Origin of the sequence: Burkholderia pyrrocinia (assembly GCF_018417535.1) — a bacterium.
In the GTDB taxonomy this organism is placed as follows: Bacteria; Pseudomonadota; Gammaproteobacteria; order Burkholderiales; family Burkholderiaceae; genus Burkholderia; species Burkholderia pyrrocinia_E.
Genome location: NZ_CP070977.1, coordinates 2,835,377 through 2,852,848, shown reverse-complemented (window position 1 = coordinate 2,852,848; position 17,472 = coordinate 2,835,377). Strand labels below are relative to the sequence as shown.

The following is a 17,472-nucleotide window of genomic DNA, read 5'->3' as shown; positions in this document are numbered from 1 at the left end:
TGATGGTAGCACTGGGGCAAACCCGCCGCCCGTCGGCCGGAATGCGGCGGCGCACGGGGGAAAAAGGGCTGGATGATGCGTTACATCATGTAAAAGCGTGTAAAGCCGGCTCGATCTCCCGGCAAATACCGTTAATCTTGTCGGCCTGCCGGAGGTGCCCGGCCGCGTCGGTTCGTTTCGATGCAATCGGAGAGGCGCCGGCAGTTTTACAGGAGGTGCAATGAACACACGTCATATCCAGAGTTTCCTGATCGTGTCCGCCGCGTTTTTCGCGATGACCGGCCCGGTGCGCGCGCAAGGCGCGAGCGCACTGGCGGCAGCCGGCGCGCAGATGCTTCAGATCGTGCCGGCCCAGGACGCCGTCGCGCAGCCGTCGGCCGAGCGCGCCGTCGAGTCGAAGGCGAACGCGCGTTGATCCGGTCGCGCGGCCTGCGGGCCGCGCCGGAATGCAAAAAGGGCGGGAATCCAAGAATTCCCGCCCTTTTTCTTTGTGACGCCGGATCGTGCGGCCGGCCCGGTTGCCCCGTGCCGCCGCGCACCGGATCCGTCAGGCCTTGTCCTGCACGACGCCGCGGCGGATCTGGTCAAGCTCGATCGATTCGAACAGCGCCTTGAAGTTGCCTTCGCCGAAGCCCTGGTTGCCCTTGCGCTGGATGATCTCGAAGAAGATCGGCCCGATCTGGTTCTCGGTGAAGATCTGCAGCAGCAGGTCGTCGCGCGCGCCGTCGATCAGGATCTTGCGCTTCTTCAGTTCGTCCAGCAATTCACCGTGGTTCGGTACGCGACGATCGACCAGCTCGTAATACGTATCGATCGTGTCGAGCAGCTTCACTTCCTTGCCGCGCAGGCCGTCGACCGCGCCGTAGATGTCGTTGGTGCCGAGCGCGATGTGCTGGATGCCTTCGCCATGATACGCGTCGAGGTATTCCTGGATCTGGCCGGCCGTGTCCGAGCCTTCCTCGTTGATCGGGATGCGGATCTTGCCGCACGGCGACGTCATTGCCTTCGACTTCACGCCCGTCACCTTGCCTTCGATGTCGAAGTAGCGCACTTCGCGGAAGTTGAACAGGCGTTCGTAGAACTCGGCCCATTCCTGCATGCGGCCGCGATGCACGTTGTGCGTCAGGTGGTCGATGTAGGTGAGGCCGTGACCGGCCGGGTTCGGGTTCGCGCCGGCGATCGGTTCGAAGTCGACGTCATAGATGCTGATGTCGCCGATCGAGCCCGGCTGCGCGCCGTTCTTGCCGCGCCAGCGGTCGACGAAATAGATCAGCGAATCGCCGATGCCCTTGATCGCCGGGATGTTCAGCTCCATCGGGCCGGTCTTGTTGTCGAAACCCCATGCGCCGAGTTCGAGCGCGTGCTTGTATGCCTTCGCGGCGTCCTGCACGCGGAACGCGATCGCGCAGATCGACGGGCCGTGCAGGCGCGCGAAGCGTTGCGCGAACGAGTCGGGTTCGGCGTTGATGATGAAGTTGATGTCGCCCTGGCGGTACACCGTCACGTCCTTGTGGCGGTGGCGCGCGATCGCGGTGAAACCCATCCGTTCGAACAGTTGTCCGAGCGCTTTCGGGTCCGGTGCCGTGTATTCGATGAATTCGAAGCCGTCGGTGCCGACGGGGTTGTCCCAGTTGGGGATCTGCATGGCGTGTCTCCTGTGCTTGGCGATCGGCCGGGGCGATGTGCGCGTGCCCGGCCCGGTTCGATGTCGACGGCGGCACACGTGTCGGCGTGCGCAACGAATCGGTACGTGCGACAGAGTGTAGCGGGCGGCCGCGAGCGGAAACTTGCGAACTTAATCGTCCGTGCCTACGATGACGCAATTTCCAGTCTCTAAATAATCATTGGAGGGCAGAAGATGGCGCAAGCCGAATTGGATGCCATCGACCGGCGGATTCTCGCGATTCTTCAGGAGAACGGGCGCCTGTCGAACCAGGAGATCGCCGAGCGCGTGAACCTGTCGCCGAGCCCGTGCTTGCGGCGAATCCGGCGGCTCGAGGAGATCGGCGTGATCACCGGTTATGTCGCGCTGCTGAACCCGCAGAAGCTCGGGCTCGACCTGCTCGCTTACGTGAGCGTGCGGCTCGAGAAGCGCGGCGGCCTCGCGCCGATCCGGGTCGACGAGACGTCGGCGCGCGCGGGCGCGACCCATGCGGAGCTGTTTCGCGCGGCCGTGCAGACGTGGCCCGAAGTGGTCGCGTGCCACGCGATGACGGGAGACATGGATTACCTGCTGCGCGTGCAGGTCGAGGACATGGCGCATTTCTCCCGCTTCGTGCAGGAGCATTTGCTGCATCACCCGTCGGTCATCGACGTGAAGACGAGCTTTTCGCTCGAATGCTTCAAGGAGACGACGGCGTTGCCGATTCGTTCGGTACGCTAGCGCGCCGCGATGGCGGAGGGAGGGGAAGGGGAGGCCGGGCGCGCCGCAGCGGCGGCCCGGTCGGCCGATGTTACGCCGTCAGCGCGGCGGGCATCAGCGATTCGATGAACTTCGACGTGCGGTGCGCCTGGCGCTTCAGCGCGTAGTCGAACACCGCGGCCTGTTCCTGCAGCATCTCGGCGATGATCGTCGAGTGGTCGGCCGGCGGCAGCGACAGGTACGCATCGGCTTCGCCGTATGCATACTCGATCCGCATCCCGGATTTCTTCGCGATGTGCATCATCGTCGCGTTACGCGACAGGCAGTGCATGTACAGCATCGTCACGCGCGTGTTGCGGCTGCGGATCGCTGCGCGCTCGAACAGCTTCGAGCCGACGCCGCGGCCGCGTGCGCTTTCGAGCACCGACACGCCGAATTCGGCCGTGCGCTTGTCGCCCTCGGCCGGCAGGTAGGCCAGGTGGCCGACGCCGATCAGTTCGAGTTCGTGGTCGAACACGCCGAACACGGTGTCGCGACCGAAGTCGATCGTGCGGACATAGTTCTCGATCACGTGGTCGGGTACCATTTGGCCGAAGCGCAGCAGGCGGTCCTCTTCGTCGAGCGAGAGAAAGTGGGTGAGCATCTGCTCACGATCTTTGGAAGCCAGTTCCCTGACGAGAACCGGCGCACTACCGGCGGTGCCGACGACATCGGCATTGCCGTTCAATTGCGTGTTCATCGTGGGTTCCTCAAATGTGACCGTACAGCGGGTTGTGCAATGCAGCAGCATTTTACCCGACCGTCAGCCCCCGGATTGGGGAAAACCCGTATTTAACCTTATTTATGCTGGAGGATGAATTCTAAATCCGCTTAGTTAATCTCGTATCTATTTGATTTTAAACTGATTTAAAATTCATCATATGAAATGCGCGGCGGGCGATCGCAGTGTGCCCGTCACACAACGCTTGTTGCTGTGCGGCAATCAGGCCGCCGTCGACAGCCCGCGCTCGATCAGGTCGATCACCTGTTCGGCGAAGTCGCGGTAGCCGAGGCGGCCGCCCGGCTTCAGCCACGTGAACGTCCAGTTGATCATCCCGAACACCATCATCGTCACGGATGTCTGGTTTTCCTTCGAGATGCGGTCCGGGTACGCGCGCGCGAGCTGCCGCGTGAACGCGGCGACGATATCGCGCTGGCGGTCGAGCACGATTTCGCGCTGTGCGTCCTCGAGATACTTCACGTCGTTGAGCAGCGCGACATGACGGCTGTGCGACGTCTCGTATTCGGCGAGGAACGCGCGTACGAGCTCAGCGAACGCGTCGCGCTCGCCGAGGCCGCGCCTCTGGCTCGCCCCTTCGACCTCGGCGATGATCAGCATCAGCCGCTTCGTGTAGCGGTCGAGCAGGTCGAACAGGATCGCTTCCTTGCTCTCGTAGTAGTGATAGAGGCGTGCCTTCGACGTGCCGCTCGCAGTCGCGAGATCGGACATCGACGTGCTCGGGTAGCTCGTCTGCGCGAATTTCTCGGCGGCGAGATCGAGGATCTGCTCGCGCTGGGATTCGTGGTCGGGCGCTCGGGTACGGGCCATGGTCGATTGCGGAAGATTAGCGGTGCGCGGTGGCCGCGCGGGCCGCGCGCACCTGCGTGGAAGAGAGGGCGGCGGGCGCGTCGTCCTGCAGCTCGAGCCGGCCGGCCGCCGCGAGTTCGCGGCAGCGCCACCAGGCAATCGAATCGCTGACGAACAGGCCGCCGCGGTCGGCGTCGGCCATGATGCCGCCGACGAGGCGCCGCGCGGGCAGCCAGTCGGTTTCCGCGCGGGCGACGATCAGCGCGTCGAGATCGGCGTAGTAGCCGCTCTTGATCGTGTTGCTGACCCAGTAACGAAGTTCGGCGTTCAGGTGTTTCGCCTCCTGCCATTCGAGCGCGAGGCGGCCGATGCGCAGCACCGAGATCGGCGCGGCCACCGGCCGTTTCCGCGCGAGTTCCGCGGGCGAGAACATCCCTGTCGAGCACGCCTGGTCGGTGCGCGACAACGACGCACGCTGCGCCGTGTCGAGATCGGCGGCCGACAGTCGCACCTCGTTCAGGCGCTGCGGGACATTGCGCAGGTGATAGGCGACGCGGCGCAGCAGCAGCTTGTCGCCGACGCTCGGCGCGTGCCAGACGACCACCTGGCCCGACTCCGTCGCGAGCTGGTCGAGGCGCGCGAATTCGTCTTCGATTTCCGCGTTCCAGTCGGGGATCTGGTCGCCGAGCACGTGCTGCCAGAAGGCGGCGCGCGTGTCGGGCGTCTCGTCGGCGCCCTTGAGCGGCCCGACGCCGAGATCGTCGAGCAATCCGACGACGCGCTCGTCGCGTCCGGCTTGCGCGAGTGCCTCGCGCAGCGACGCGGCGGCGGTGCCGCCCTGAATCACATGAATGGTACTCATCGGCCTGTCGTCAACAAAAGAAAACCGCCGGCCGGGCGGACGCTGCGATGTCCAGCCGGCCGGCGGCCCCTAGTGTAAGCGAGATGTGTGACGGCGAGAAACCGTCCGGCGCCGCGCCGCCGCTCAACGTTCGTCGTAGCTCACGACGACCTTGTCGCTGACCGGATGGCACTGGCACGTGAGCACGAAACCGTCCTTCACTTCGTGCTCCTCGAGCGTGTAGTTCTTCTCCATTCGCACTTCGCCCTCGATCACCTTCGCACGGCACGTGCAGCACACGCCGCCCTTGCACGCGTAAGGCAGCGCGAGGCCCGCGCGCAGGCCGACATCGAGCAGGCTCACGCCTTCGTACGGCAGGCGCAGCTTGCGCTTCTTGCCGTCGAGCACGATTTCCAGGTCGGCGGCCGGCGTCTGGTCGGTGATCTCGACGACCGGCGCGCCGGCCTGCGGCAGCGGCGTGCCGAAGCGCTCGACATGCACCTTCGCCTGCGGCACGCCGGCTGCCTTCAGCGCCGCTTCGGCCGCGTCCATCATCGGCGCGGGGCCGCAGATGAACGCTTCGTCGATCGCGTCGGCCGGCATCAGCGTGTCGAGGAATGCCGTGCATTTCGCCTGGTCGAGCACGCCGTTGAACAGCTCGACGTCCTGCTGGTCGTCCGACAGCACGTGATAGAGGACGAAGCGGTTCATGTAGCGGTTCTTCAGGTCCTCGAGCTCCTCCGCGAACATGATCGCGTCGACGCTGCGGTTGCCGTAGATCAGCGTGAACGTGCTGCGCGGCTCGAGTTCGAGCGTCGTCTTCACGATCGCGAGCAAGGGCGTGATCCCCGAGCCACCGGAAAACGCGATGTACTGCTTGCCGTGGTCGGCATTCAGGTGCGTGAAGAAGCGGCCGTCCGGCGTCATCACGTCGATCGTGTGGCCCGGCTTCAGCGAATCGAACGCGAAGTTCGAGAAGCGGCCACCGCGCACGCGCTTGATGCCGATGCGCAGTTCGCCGTCACGGTCGTAGTCCGTCGTGCCGACGCAGATCGAATACGAGCGGCGCGTCTCCTCGCCGTCGATGTGGGTCTTCAGCGTGACGAACTGACCCTGCGTGAAGCGGTACGCGTCGCGCAGTTCGGGCGGCACGTCGAAGGAGACGGTAACGGCGTCGGCGGTCTCGGGCCGCACGTCGCGGATACGCAGCGGATGAAATTGCGGGGTCGACGACGACCCCCGTCGGGCCGCCCCAAGGGGGGCGTCCGCCCCCTCGGGGGGCAGCGAACGAAGAGAGCGTGGGGGCTGTTTCATCTCAATAGGGTTTGAAGTAGTCGAAGGGTTCGCGGCAGTCGACGCAGCGATACAGTGCCTTGCAGGCCGTGGACGCGAATTGCGCGAGACGCTCGGTGCGGGCGGAGCCGCAGCGCGGGCAGGCGGGCGCCGCGACGGGCCGCGGCACGAAACGCACGACGTTTTCCCGCGGCGCGGCGCTGCCGCACTGACCGACCGGCGGCGCGATGCCGTACGCGCGCAGCTTGTCGCGCGCTTCCCGCGTGATCCAGTCGGTCGTCCACGCGGGGGCGAGCACCGTTGCGATCCGGTGCGGCGGGAGGTCGGCCGCCTGCAGGGCGGCAGCGACGTCCTCGGCGATCTGCGACATGGCCGGGCAGCCCGAGTAGGTCGGCGTGATCACGACTTCGAGCAGGCCGTCGTCCGCGCGGCGGACGTCGCGCAGGATGCCGAGCTCGCGGATCGACACGACCGGGATCTCCGGATCGGGCACGGCTTCCAGCACGTCCCATGCGCGGGCGAGCAGCGGATCGTCGTGACGCGCGGCGGGCGCGGCGTTGGCGGGGGCTGCGGTCTGAACGGACATCGTCGGGCTCCGTGGCGTTGGCCGGTTACCAGGTCGCGCCGGGGTGCTGGCGCGCGAGGCTCTGCATTTCCGCGAGCAGGTAGCCCATGTGCTCCGAGTGCTCGCCCTGCTTGCCGGTCGTCACGTGGTTCACGGGCGCCGGCAGCGTGAGCGTCGCTTCGGCGAGCGCATCGTCCACGTCCGCGCGCCATGCGGCTTCGATCGCGGCCGGTGCCGAGCCGATGCCCGATGCGGCGATCGCGTCGTCGATCGCATCGGCTGCGAAGAATTCGCGCGTGTAAGGGGTCAGGTAGTCGAGCGCGTCCTGTGCGCGGCGGTGCGATTCGTCGGTGCCGTCGCCGAGGCGAACGAGCCATTCGCGTGCGTGCTGCACGTGATAGCGGGTTTCCTTCACCGATTTCGCGGCGATCGCGGCGAGCTGCGTGTCGGCCGACGTTTCCAGCGCGGTCCACACGTGCAGCATCAGCGCCGCGTAGAGGAAGTTGCGCACGATCGTGACCGCGTAGTCCTTGTCGGCATGCGCGGTACCCGCGAGCGGGCCGTAGTGCGGCAGTTCCACGAGCGTGAAGTTCGCGAACTCGCGCTCGGTCCGGAAGTACGCGTAGTCGTCTTCCGTCTTCGCCGCGCCGTTGAGCTGGCGTTCGAGCTCGGCCGCGTGCGCATACAGCATGCGCGACTGGCCGATGAGGTCGAGGCTCATGTTGGTGAGCGCGATGTCTTCCTCGAGGATCGGGCCGTGGCCGCACCATTCGGCGTTGCGCTGACCGAGGATCAGCGCGTTGTCCGCGAGGCGCAGCACGTAGGAGAGGTGTTCGGGCGTGATCGTCATGGCGCGGGCGTTACATGTGGTTGACTTCGTCGGGCAGCGTGTAGAACGTCGGGTGACGGTAGATCTTGTCGCCCGCCGGCTCGAACAGTTCGGCCTTCTCGTTCGGATCCGACGCGGTGATCGCCGACGACGGCACCACCCAGATGCTCACGCCTTCCTGGCGGCGCGTGTAGACGTCGCGCGCCATGCGCAGCGCCATCGACGCGTCGGCGGCGTGCAGGCTGCCGCAATGCTTGTGGTCGAGGCCCTGCTTGCTGCGCACGAACACTTCCCAGATCGGCCATTCCTTGTTCATCACTTTCTCCTGATTCCTGAATTCGATGGTTGCCGCTCAGGCGGCGTGCTGTTCGGCGCGGGCGCGGCGCTTCGCTTCGTGCGCGAGCGCGGCTTCGCGCACCCATGCGCCGTCCTCGTGCGCTTTCACGCGGGTCGCGAGACGTTCCTTGTTGCACGGGCCGTCGCCGTTGACCACGCGCCAGAATTCGTCCCAGTCGATCGTGCCGTAGTCATGGTGGCCGCGAGCGTCGTTCCACTTCAGGTCGGGATCGGGCAGCGTCACGCCGAGCACCTTCGCCTGGTCGACCGTCGCATCGACAAACTTCTGCCGCAGGTCGTCGTTGGAGATCCGCTTGATGCCCCATTTCGCGGACTGGCTGCTGTGGACCGAATCGGCGTCGCTCGGGCCGAACATCATCAGCACCGGCCACCACCAGCGGTTCACGGCCTGCTGGACCATCGCGCGCTGTGCGTCGCTGCCCTTCATCATCGACAGCAGCGCGTCGAAACCCTGGCGTTGATGGAACGACTCTTCCTTGCACACGCGGATCATCGCGCGCGCGTACGGGCCGTACGTGCAGCGGCACAGCGGGATCTGGTTCATGATCGCGGCGCCGTCGACGAGCCAGCCGATCACGCCGACGTCGGCCCAGGTCGGCGTCGGGTAGTTGAAGATGCTCGAGTATTTCGCCTTGCCTGCGTGCAGTGCGTCGATCAACGAATCGCGCGACACGCCGAGCGTTTCGGCCGCGCTATAAAGATAGAGGCCGTGGCCGGCTTCGTCCTGGACCTTCGCGAGCAGGATCGCCTTGCGCTTCAGGCTCGGCGCGCGCGAGATCCAGTTGCCTTCCGGCAGCATGCCGACGACTTCCGAATGCGCGTGCTGCGAGATCTGGCGAACCAGGGTCTTGCGATACGCGTCGGGCATCCAGTCTTGCGGTTCGATCTTGCCGTCCGCGGCCATCACCGCATCGAACCGCGCCTGCTCGGGCGACTCGGCTGCGGCGTCGAGCGGCGCGACGTTGCCGGGGATGTCGAGGGATTGCGTGTACATGGCGAGGTTCTCGTCCGGTTGAATGTGTGCGAAGTATAAACCAACCGACCGGTCGGTTAATAAATTTGTTGTGGATTTGCGGCGGGACTCGGGTAAACGAGGGACGTCGGGGCGCGATCGGGCGTCGCAAGCGCGGACCGGCGCGTGAGTCCCGCGTCTTCTGCGGCACAATGCCCGCTTTCCGATGAGGATTTTGCCGATGTCATTTCGAAGCAGTTTCGCCGCGGCCGTGCTGGGCGCGGCCGTTTTCGTGTCGCCGCTCGCGGCTTTCGCCGCGCCGGCAGGATGGGTTGCTGCGTGGGCAACCGCGCTGCAGCCGATTCCCGATCTTGCCGCGCCGCCGCCGCTCTATCGCGCGCCCGACGTGGCCGGGCGGACCGTGCGCCAGATCGTCTACCCGGCGGTGTCGGGGCGGGCCGCGCGGATTCGCGTGAGCAATGCATATGGTCACGCACCACTGGTCGTCGAGGCGGCGAGCCTCGCGCGCGCCGGCGACGGGGCTGCGCTCGCCGGCGGCGCGGCCGTGCCGGTCCGGTTCGGCGGCAAGGCGTCGGTCACGCTCGCGCCGGGCCAGGAACGCGAAAGCGATCCGGTTGCGATCGACGTGACGGCCGGGCAGCCGTATGCAATCAGTTTCCAGATGGGACCGGGCCAGCGGATGACGGTCTGGCACCGCGTGTCGAACCAGTTCAACTATGTCTCTGCGCCGGGCGATCACGTGAACGATCCGGGTGCCGCCACGTTCCGCACCCGTTTTACCCAATATGCATGGGTGACCGAACTGGCCGTCGAGGCCGGTTCCGCGCGCGCCAGCGTAGCTGCGATCGGCGATTCGATCACCGACGGGCTGCGCTCGAGCGTGAACCGGAACCGCCGCTGGCCGGACGCGCTGACGCGTCGGCTGACGGCGTCGGGCGCCGATTCGATCGGCGTCGTGAATCTGGGCATCAGCGGGAACCGGCTGCTCAGCGATTCCGCGTGCTACGGCACGTCGCTGGCGTCGCGGTTCGAGCGCGATGCGCTGTCGCGCTCGGGCGTGAAGGCAGCGGTCGTGCTGATCGGGATCAACGACATCAATTTCGCGGCGATGCCGCCGCGTGCGGGGCTCGATTGCGACCATCCGCATACGCAGGTCACGGCCGCGTCGCTGATCGACGGCTATCGCCGGCTGATCGAGGCGGCACACCGCCAGGGCGTGAAGGTCTTCGGCGCGACGCTCACACCGGCCGGGCTGCCGGCCGGACGCGAGGCGATCCGGCTCGAGGTGAACCGGTGGATCCGGACCGGTGGCGGGTTCGACGGCGTGGTCGACTTCGACGCGGTGCTGCGCGATCCGGCGCACCCGAGCGTGCTGCAGCGCCGATATGACAGCGGCGACGGGATCCACCCGAGCGACGCCGGTTACACGACCATGGCCGACGCGGTGCCGGTCGAGCAGTTGAGGGCTGCCGTGGGCGGCAAGTGACGCGCTCCTGCTCCTATATATAGAGAGGGAGAGGAAGCGTTGCCGGCGGCCTGGAGGCCAATGGCGATACCCGGTCCGTCGAGCCCCAAGCCACCGTGCGCGCGAGCGCACGGTGGCTTTTTCAAAATATTTTCACAAAGGGGCTTGCGCGAAGGGGGCGGGCTGCATAGAATCACGCCTCTTTCGCGCTCACGGAAACGCGGCGCGGGAGAGGGAAGCGGAGTCGGTGGTGTGCAGCAGGTTGGGCGCACGGCTGGCGACGGAAGATGGGCCCCGCAGTCGCAACGAAGTCGTTCAGAAAGTTGTTGACGCGCTGCGAAACACGGTTCATAATCTCGCTTCTCTGCTGCTGAAAACGCAGCGCTGCCGGGAAACGAAGCCAACGCCGAATTTCTCGCAGAACCGCTCTTTAAAAATTAACAGCCGATAAGTGTGGGCGCTTGATGGAAGCGAGCTGATCTTCGGATCAGATAGCGAAAGTATCAAGAGTCTCACACTAAAGTAAGTCAGGTTTATGAAGCAATTCATATTCCTGTCAGCTTTGAGTGAGCGACCGGTTCTTAACTGAACCGAAAACAGTAACAGGTTTAAACTGAAGAGTTTGATCCTGGCTCAGATTGAACGCTGGCGGCATGCCTTACACATGCAAGTCGAACGGCAGCACGGGTGCTTGCACCTGGTGGCGAGTGGCGAACGGGTGAGTAATACATCGGAACATGTCCTGTAGTGGGGGATAGCCCGGCGAAAGCCGGATTAATACCGCATACGATCTACGGATGAAAGCGGGGGACCTTCGGGCCTCGCGCTATAGGGTTGGCCGATGGCTGATTAGCTAGTTGGTGGGGTAAAGGCCTACCAAGGCGACGATCAGTAGCTGGTCTGAGAGGACGACCAGCCACACTGGGACTGAGACACGGCCCAGACTCCTACGGGAGGCAGCAGTGGGGAATTTTGGACAATGGGCGAAAGCCTGATCCAGCAATGCCGCGTGTGTGAAGAAGGCCTTCGGGTTGTAAAGCACTTTTGTCCGGAAAGAAATCCCTGGTTCTAATACAGCCGGGGGATGACGGTACCGGAAGAATAAGCACCGGCTAACTACGTGCCAGCAGCCGCGGTAATACGTAGGGTGCGAGCGTTAATCGGAATTACTGGGCGTAAAGCGTGCGCAGGCGGTTTGCTAAGACCGATGTGAAATCCCCGGGCTCAACCTGGGAACTGCATTGGTGACTGGCAGGCTAGAGTATGGCAGAGGGGGGTAGAATTCCACGTGTAGCAGTGAAATGCGTAGAGATGTGGAGGAATACCGATGGCGAAGGCAGCCCCCTGGGCCAATACTGACGCTCATGCACGAAAGCGTGGGGAGCAAACAGGATTAGATACCCTGGTAGTCCACGCCCTAAACGATGTCAACTAGTTGTTGGGGATTCATTTCCTTAGTAACGTAGCTAACGCGTGAAGTTGACCGCCTGGGGAGTACGGTCGCAAGATTAAAACTCAAAGGAATTGACGGGGACCCGCACAAGCGGTGGATGATGTGGATTAATTCGATGCAACGCGAAAAACCTTACCTACCCTTGACATGGTCGGAATCCTGCTGAGAGGCGGGAGTGCTCGAAAGAGAACCGATACACAGGTGCTGCATGGCTGTCGTCAGCTCGTGTCGTGAGATGTTGGGTTAAGTCCCGCAACGAGCGCAACCCTTGTCCTTAGTTGCTACGCAAGAGCACTCTAAGGAGACTGCCGGTGACAAACCGGAGGAAGGTGGGGATGACGTCAAGTCCTCATGGCCCTTATGGGTAGGGCTTCACACGTCATACAATGGTCGGAACAGAGGGTTGCCAACCCGCGAGGGGGAGCTAATCCCAGAAAACCGATCGTAGTCCGGATTGCACTCTGCAACTCGAGTGCATGAAGCTGGAATCGCTAGTAATCGCGGATCAGCATGCCGCGGTGAATACGTTCCCGGGTCTTGTACACACCGCCCGTCACACCATGGGAGTGGGTTTTACCAGAAGTGGCTAGTCTAACCGCAAGGAGGACGGTCACCACGGTAGGATTCATGACTGGGGTGAAGTCGTAACAAGGTAGCCGTATCGGAAGGTGCGGCTGGATCACCTCCTTTCCAGAGCTATCTCGCGAAGTTGAGCGCTCACGCTTATCGGCTGTAAATTAAAGACAGACTCAGGGGTCTGTAGCTCAGTCGGTTAGAGCACCGTCTTGATAAGGCGGGGGTCGTTGGTTCGAATCCAACCAGACCCACCATTGTCTGACGTGTCGGTGATCGTTAGCGCTTTAGCGCTTACGCGTACCCCAAGCCGACCGGCTAACACCTGAGATTCTCTGTACATGGGGGCATAGCTCAGCTGGGAGAGCACCTGCTTTGCAAGCAGGGGGTCGTCGGTTCGATCCCGTCTGCCTCCACCAATCTTCAATGGGAAGCGTTTGGATCACACGAAAGTGACGTGTGAGACGAGCATTTGCCATTGGCGATTGAGCCAGTCAGAGTGATATGAGTAACACCATATCGGCTGTCGTTCTTTAACAATCTGGAAGAAGCAAGTAATTTGGATAGCGGAAGCGTCTTGAGATGGACGTGAAAACTATCCGGGTTGTGATTGTATCGATGTATCTCAAGATGATTCGAACTTCATGTTCGACTCGATTGGAATACGGCACAACGCGAGAACTCAACCTGTAGCGACTGTCGAAGAGACAGACTCGTTATAGGGTCAAGCGAACAAGTGCATGTGGTGGATGCCTTGGCGATCACAGGCGATGAAGGACGCGGTAGCCTGCGAAAAGCTACGGGGAGCTGGCAAACGAGCTTTGATCCGTAGATGTCCGAATGGGGAAACCCGGCCCTTTTGGGTCATCCTGGACTGAATACATAGGTCCAGTGAAGCGAACGCGGTGAACTGAAACATCTAAGTAACCGCAGGAAAAGAAATCAACCGAGATTCCCAAAGTAGTGGCGAGCGAAATGGGATGAGCCTTGTACTCTTTATTTGTATTGTTAGCCGAACGCTCTGGAAAGTGCGGCCATAGCAGGTGATAGCCCTGTAGGCGAAAACAGTATGAAAGAACTAAGTGTACGACAAGTAGGGCGGGACACGTGAAATCCTGTCTGAAGATGGGGGGACCATCCTCCAAGGCTAAATACTCGTGATCGACCGATAGTGAACCAGTACCGTGAGGGAAAGGCGAAAAGAACCCCGGGAGGGGAGTGAAATAGATCCTGAAACCGCATGCATACAAACAGTCGGAGCCTCGCAAGGGGTGACGGCGTACCTTTTGTATAATGGGTCAGCGACTTACGTTCAGTAGCAAGCTTAACCGTATAGGGCAGGCGTAGCGAAAGCGAGTCCGAATAGGGCGTTCAGTTGCTGGGCGTAGACCCGAAACCAAGTGATCTATCCATGGCCAGGATGAAGGTGCGGTAACACGTACTGGAGGTCCGAACCCACTAACGTTGAAAAGTTAGGGGATGAGCTGTGGATAGGGGTGAAAGGCTAAACAAACTTGGAAATAGCTGGTTCTCTCCGAAAACTATTTAGGTAGTGCCTCGTGTCTCACCTTCGGGGGTAGAGCACTGTCATGGTTGGGGGGTCTATTGCAGATTACCCCGCCATAGCAAACTCCGAATACCGAAGAGTGCAATCACGGGAGACAGACATCGGGTGCTAACGTCCGGTGTCAAGAGGGAAACAACCCAGACCGCCAGCTAAGGTCCCCAAATATAGCTAAGTGGGAAACGAAGTGGGAAGGCTAAAACAGTCAGGAGGTTGGCTTAGAAGCAGCCACCCTTTAAAGAAAGCGTAATAGCTCACTGATCGAGTCGTCCTGCGCGGAAGATGTAACGGGGCTAAGCTATATACCGAAGCTGCGGATGCGAGCTATGCTCGCATGGTAGGAGAGCGTTCCGTAAGCCTGCGAAGGTGCGTTGAAAAGCGTGCTGGAGGTATCGGAAGTGCGAATGCTGACATGAGTAGCGATAAAGGGGGTGAAAGGCCCCCTCGCCGTAAGCCCAAGGTTTCCTACGCAACGTTCATCGGCGTAGGGTGAGTCGGCCCCTAAGGCGAGGCAGAAATGCGTAGCTGATGGGAAGCAGGTCAATATTCCTGCACCATTGTTAGATGCGATGGGGGGACGGATCGCGGAAGGTTGTCCGGGTGTTGGAAGTCCCGGTCGCTGCATTGGAGAAGGCGCTTAGGCAAATCCGGGCGCGGAATTCAAGGGTGTGGCGCGAGCTTCTTAGGAAGCGAAGCAATTGGAAGTGGTTCCAAGAAAAGCCTCTAAGCTTCAGTCTAACGATGACCGTACCGCAAACCGACACAGGTGGGCGAGATGAGTATTCTAAGGCGCTTGAGAGAACTCGGGAGAAGGAACTCGGCAAATTGGTACCGTAACTTCGGGATAAGGTACGCCCTTGTAGCTTGATGCCCCTGCGGGCAAAGGGTGAAGGGGTTGCAATAAACTGGTGGCTGCGACTGTTTAATAAAAACACAGCACTCTGCAAACACGAAAGTGGACGTATAGGGTGTGACGCCTGCCCGGTGCCGGAAGATTAAATGATGGGGTGCAAGCTCTTGATTGAAGTCCCGGTAAACGGCGGCCGTAACTATAACGGTCCTAAGGTAGCGAAATTCCTTGTCGGGTAAGTTCCGACCTGCACGAATGGCGTAACGATGGCCACACTGTCTCCTCCCGAGACTCAGCGAAGTTGAAGTGTTTGTGATGATGCAATCTACCCGCGGCTAGACGGAAAGACCCCATGAACCTTTACTGTAGCTTTGCATTGGACTTTGAACCGATCTGTGTAGGATAGGTGGGAGGCTATGAAACCGGAACGCTAGTTTCGGTGGAGCCGTCCTTGAAATACCACCCTGGTTTGTTTGAGGTTCTAACCTTGGCCCGTGATCCGGGTCGGGGACAGTGCATGGTAGGCAGTTTGACTGGGGCGGTCTCCTCCCAAAGCGTAACGGAGGAGTACGAAGGTACGCTAGGTACGGTCGGAAATCGTGCTGATAGTGCAATGGCATAAGCGTGCTTAACTGCGAGACCGACAAGTCGAGCAGGTGCGAAAGCAGGTCATAGTGATCCGGTGGTTCTGTATGGAAGGGCCATCGCTCAACGGATAAAAGGTACTCTGGGGATAACAGGCTGATACCGCCCAAGAGTTCATATCGACGGCGGTGTTTGGCACCTCGATGTCGGCTCATCTCATCCTGGGGCTGTAGCCGGTCCCAAGGGTATGGCTGTTCGCCATTTAAAGAGGTACGTGAGCTGGGTTTAAAACGTCGTGAGACAGTTTGGTCCCTATCTGCCGTGGGCGTTGGATATTTGAAGGGGGCTGCTCCTAGTACGAGAGGACCGGAGTGGACGAACCTCTGGTGTACCGGTTGTCACGCCAGTGGCATCGCCGGGTAGCTATGTTCGGAAGAGATAACCGCTGAAAGCATCTAAGCGGGAAACTCGCCTTAAGATGAGATATCCCTGGGGACTAGATCCCCTTGAAGGGTCGTTCGAGACCAGGACGTTGATAGGTCAGGTGTGTAAGCGCAGTAATGCGTTCAGCTAACTGATACTAATTGCCCGTAAGGCTTGATCCTATAACAAGTCTGCCTTGTAGATGAGCGCCGTGCGATGCACATGCTGCCATCCGAGAGAGACGGGTTGGATTCTCGTGTGTGATACACACAACCTAAATTACTGCTTCTTCCCAGATTGGTTCTGTTGGCCACGCCAGCAGAACACCCCTCTTTGCCTGATGACCATAGCGAGTCGGTCCCACCCCTTCCCATCCCGAACAGGACCGTGAAACGACTCTACGCCGATGATAGTGCGGATTCCCGTGTGAAAGTAGGTAATCGTCAGGCTCCCTAAGCCAAGAACCCCCGCCCGACCAGGCGGGGGTTTTTGCATTGGCGCGGCCAAAATGCAGGTCGGCCGAGCAAGGGGCAGCGTGGTCGGAGCGGGGTCCCGCAGGCGTCGATCCGGGCAGTGCTGTCCATCCGCACGATTGGCAAATACGCGCTCAGGCCAACCAGGTCGGCCCACACGATGGCGGCTCGAGCTGTCGTGACCATCATCGCCTCATCTACTGCTCGCCCGACGGCGATCAGCTCGGCGACCTGGCCAATCAAGCGCCCGGCAACTTCTTCGTTGCAACCTCCTTTACGGATCTACCCGTCACCGGGTGTGGCCTGGCGCAGCGCCGTCTTGCCTTTCAACGATCAGCCATCTCGTCGTAATCGCCGGCATATCGGGCAGATTCCCGTCAAAAATCGCAATTGTTCCGTAACGGTTTTGGGGCGCCCTATGCGTCCCGAGCCGCCTCGCCATATCGATGGCATCGACGCTCAACACGAAGAATCATCCGCCGATCACTGATCGATTTGCACCGTTCGAGTGAACCAAGCAATAATTGCCGCATGCCCGATTTTCGGGAGTGTTCTTGCTGCAAGTCTTGAACAACCGGCGCCACATAAGGTTGAGCGGTTGCGTAGCATCAAGGTCAGCATCGTGTCGCCATCGAGCGCCATTTCACGCTCAAAATCACTGTTTTTTCTGTCAAGCTTGATCGTTGGGCTCGACGGGGGTATGTGGCCGGACGCTAAAAAATCGGGCTACAGCGCCCCACCTGCGAGCTCGTGAGCAGGCGTCCCTCAAAAATCCGCGCTGTTGCTCTTGGCCAGCACCGGCTGACCGTCTCGCAACACGTAGATCTTCTCGATGAGCGGATGGGCGGATCCGCCAGCAGTCCCGACCTGCGTCCGTCAACGCAAGGGCGTGCCGCCGGCGCCGATAGTGGTCGATCGCACTTTGCATGCGATACGCGGATCGCCGAGTGCAGAGAGTTCGGCCCGCGGAAACCGACGGATCGTTTTCTGGTCGTGATCCCGCACCAGCACGAGCATGGCCGGGCAGTAGCGAGGACGTGGACTACTGCGCGTCGCACGTCGGCTTTCCGGCGTTCTCGGACGTACGAGGCGTGGCGAAAGCTCGTGCGTCGAAGCCAATGTATACATCCGCGTTCAGTTGAACGGGGGCGGGCATCGTACGGACAGGCGGGATGCCGTGTGTACGCCACGGATTCGATGCGATGGGCCGACCAGATTCCGATGTTGGCCGGTTTGTACGACGAGTCGACGCAACGGGCGCCGAATTGCTGAGCGTTCGCCGTGACGGCGGCGCTGAGG

Annotated in this window: 13 protein-coding genes, 2 tRNA genes and 3 rRNA genes; 9 read left to right on the top strand and 9 right to left on the bottom strand. The window is 61.6% G+C overall.

Annotated elements, in window-relative coordinates; translation table 11 throughout:
- Positions 1-220 precede the first annotated feature (220 nt).
- Positions 221-415, top strand: coding sequence for a hypothetical protein (locus JYG32_RS13270; RefSeq protein ID WP_174382531.1), 195 nt, complete (start codon positions 221-223; stop codon positions 413-415).
- Between the two features lie 132 nt (positions 416-547).
- Here JYG32_RS13270 and hppD read toward each other — a convergent pair whose 3' ends face one another.
- Positions 548-1,645 carry a 4-hydroxyphenylpyruvate dioxygenase gene (hppD, locus tag JYG32_RS13265; protein WP_213263771.1) on the bottom strand — a complete coding sequence of 366 codons (1,098 nt, stop codon included), beginning with the start codon at positions 1,643-1,645 and terminating at the stop codon, positions 548-550.
- A 213-nt stretch (positions 1,646-1,858) separates the two neighbouring features.
- On the opposite strand from hppD, the gene JYG32_RS13260 reads away from it, so the two are divergent.
- Positions 1,859-2,383: an Lrp/AsnC family transcriptional regulator gene (locus JYG32_RS13260; RefSeq protein WP_213263770.1), complete on the top strand. Its 525-nt coding sequence runs from the start codon at positions 1,859-1,861 to the stop codon at positions 2,381-2,383.
- A 70-nt stretch (positions 2,384-2,453) separates the two neighbouring features.
- Here JYG32_RS13260 and JYG32_RS13255 read toward each other — a convergent pair whose 3' ends face one another.
- From JYG32_RS13255 to paaA, 8 genes are all read right to left on the bottom strand, one after another.
- Positions 2,454-3,101, bottom strand: a complete 648-nt coding sequence (locus tag JYG32_RS13255; RefSeq protein WP_174382528.1) for a GNAT family N-acetyltransferase — start codon at positions 3,099-3,101, stop codon at positions 2,454-2,456.
- 243 nt (positions 3,102-3,344) lie between these two features.
- Entirely contained in the window at positions 3,345-3,950 is a 606-nt protein-coding gene (locus JYG32_RS13250; protein WP_174382527.1) for a TetR/AcrR family transcriptional regulator, read from the bottom strand.
- 16 nt (positions 3,951-3,966) lie between these two features.
- On the bottom strand, positions 3,967-4,791 hold the full coding sequence (locus JYG32_RS13245) for a DUF1835 domain-containing protein (protein WP_174382526.1): 825 nt from the start codon (positions 4,789-4,791) through the stop codon (positions 3,967-3,969).
- Between the two features lie 123 nt (positions 4,792-4,914).
- Positions 4,915-6,054 carry a 1,2-phenylacetyl-CoA epoxidase subunit PaaE gene (paaE, locus tag JYG32_RS13240; RefSeq protein WP_213265432.1) on the bottom strand — a complete coding sequence of 380 codons (1,140 nt, stop codon included), beginning with the start codon at positions 6,052-6,054 and terminating at the stop codon, positions 4,915-4,917.
- A 31-nt stretch (positions 6,055-6,085) separates the two neighbouring features.
- On the bottom strand, positions 6,086-6,649 hold the full coding sequence (paaD, locus tag JYG32_RS13235) for a 1,2-phenylacetyl-CoA epoxidase subunit PaaD (RefSeq protein ID WP_213263769.1): 564 nt from the start codon (positions 6,647-6,649) through the stop codon (positions 6,086-6,088).
- Between the two features lie 25 nt (positions 6,650-6,674).
- Complete coding sequence (paaC, locus tag JYG32_RS13230) at positions 6,675-7,478, bottom strand: 1,2-phenylacetyl-CoA epoxidase subunit PaaC (protein WP_213263768.1); 804 nt, start codon at positions 7,476-7,478, stop codon at positions 6,675-6,677.
- Between the two features lie 10 nt (positions 7,479-7,488).
- Positions 7,489-7,773: a 1,2-phenylacetyl-CoA epoxidase subunit PaaB gene (gene paaB, locus JYG32_RS13225; protein ID WP_010092957.1), complete on the bottom strand. Its 285-nt coding sequence runs from the start codon at positions 7,771-7,773 to the stop codon at positions 7,489-7,491.
- Positions 7,774-7,809: 36 nt separating this feature from the next.
- A complete protein-coding gene (gene paaA / locus JYG32_RS13220; protein ID WP_047899576.1) occupies positions 7,810-8,808 on the bottom strand; it encodes a 1,2-phenylacetyl-CoA epoxidase subunit PaaA in 999 nt (332 codons plus the stop codon).
- Between the two features lie 199 nt (positions 8,809-9,007).
- Here paaA and JYG32_RS13215 point away from each other — a divergent pair, with 199 nt between their 5' ends.
- From JYG32_RS13215 to JYG32_RS13185, 7 genes are all read left to right on the top strand, one after another.
- Positions 9,008-10,273, top strand: a complete 1,266-nt coding sequence (locus JYG32_RS13215; RefSeq protein ID WP_213263767.1) for an SGNH/GDSL hydrolase family protein — start codon at positions 9,008-9,010, stop codon at positions 10,271-10,273.
- Positions 10,274-10,862: 589 nt separating this feature from the next.
- Positions 10,863-12,395, top strand: a 16S ribosomal RNA gene (locus tag JYG32_RS13210).
- 63 nt (positions 12,396-12,458) lie between these two features.
- Positions 12,459-12,535 (top strand) — tRNA-Ile (locus JYG32_RS13205).
- Positions 12,536-12,621: 86 nt separating this feature from the next.
- Positions 12,622-12,697, top strand: a tRNA-Ala gene (locus JYG32_RS13200).
- A 303-nt stretch (positions 12,698-13,000) separates the two neighbouring features.
- A 23S ribosomal RNA gene (locus JYG32_RS13195) occupies positions 13,001-15,882 on the top strand.
- A gap of 154 nt (positions 15,883-16,036) precedes the next feature.
- Positions 16,037-16,149 (top strand): 5S ribosomal RNA (gene rrf, locus JYG32_RS13190).
- Together the 16S, 23S and 5S rRNA genes with 2 tRNA genes alongside form the textbook arrangement of a ribosomal RNA operon.
- A 202-nt stretch (positions 16,150-16,351) precedes the next feature.
- Entirely contained in the window at positions 16,352-16,663 is a 312-nt protein-coding gene (locus JYG32_RS13185; RefSeq protein ID WP_213263766.1) for a hypothetical protein, read from the top strand.
- The last annotated feature ends 809 nt before the right edge of the window (positions 16,664-17,472 follow it).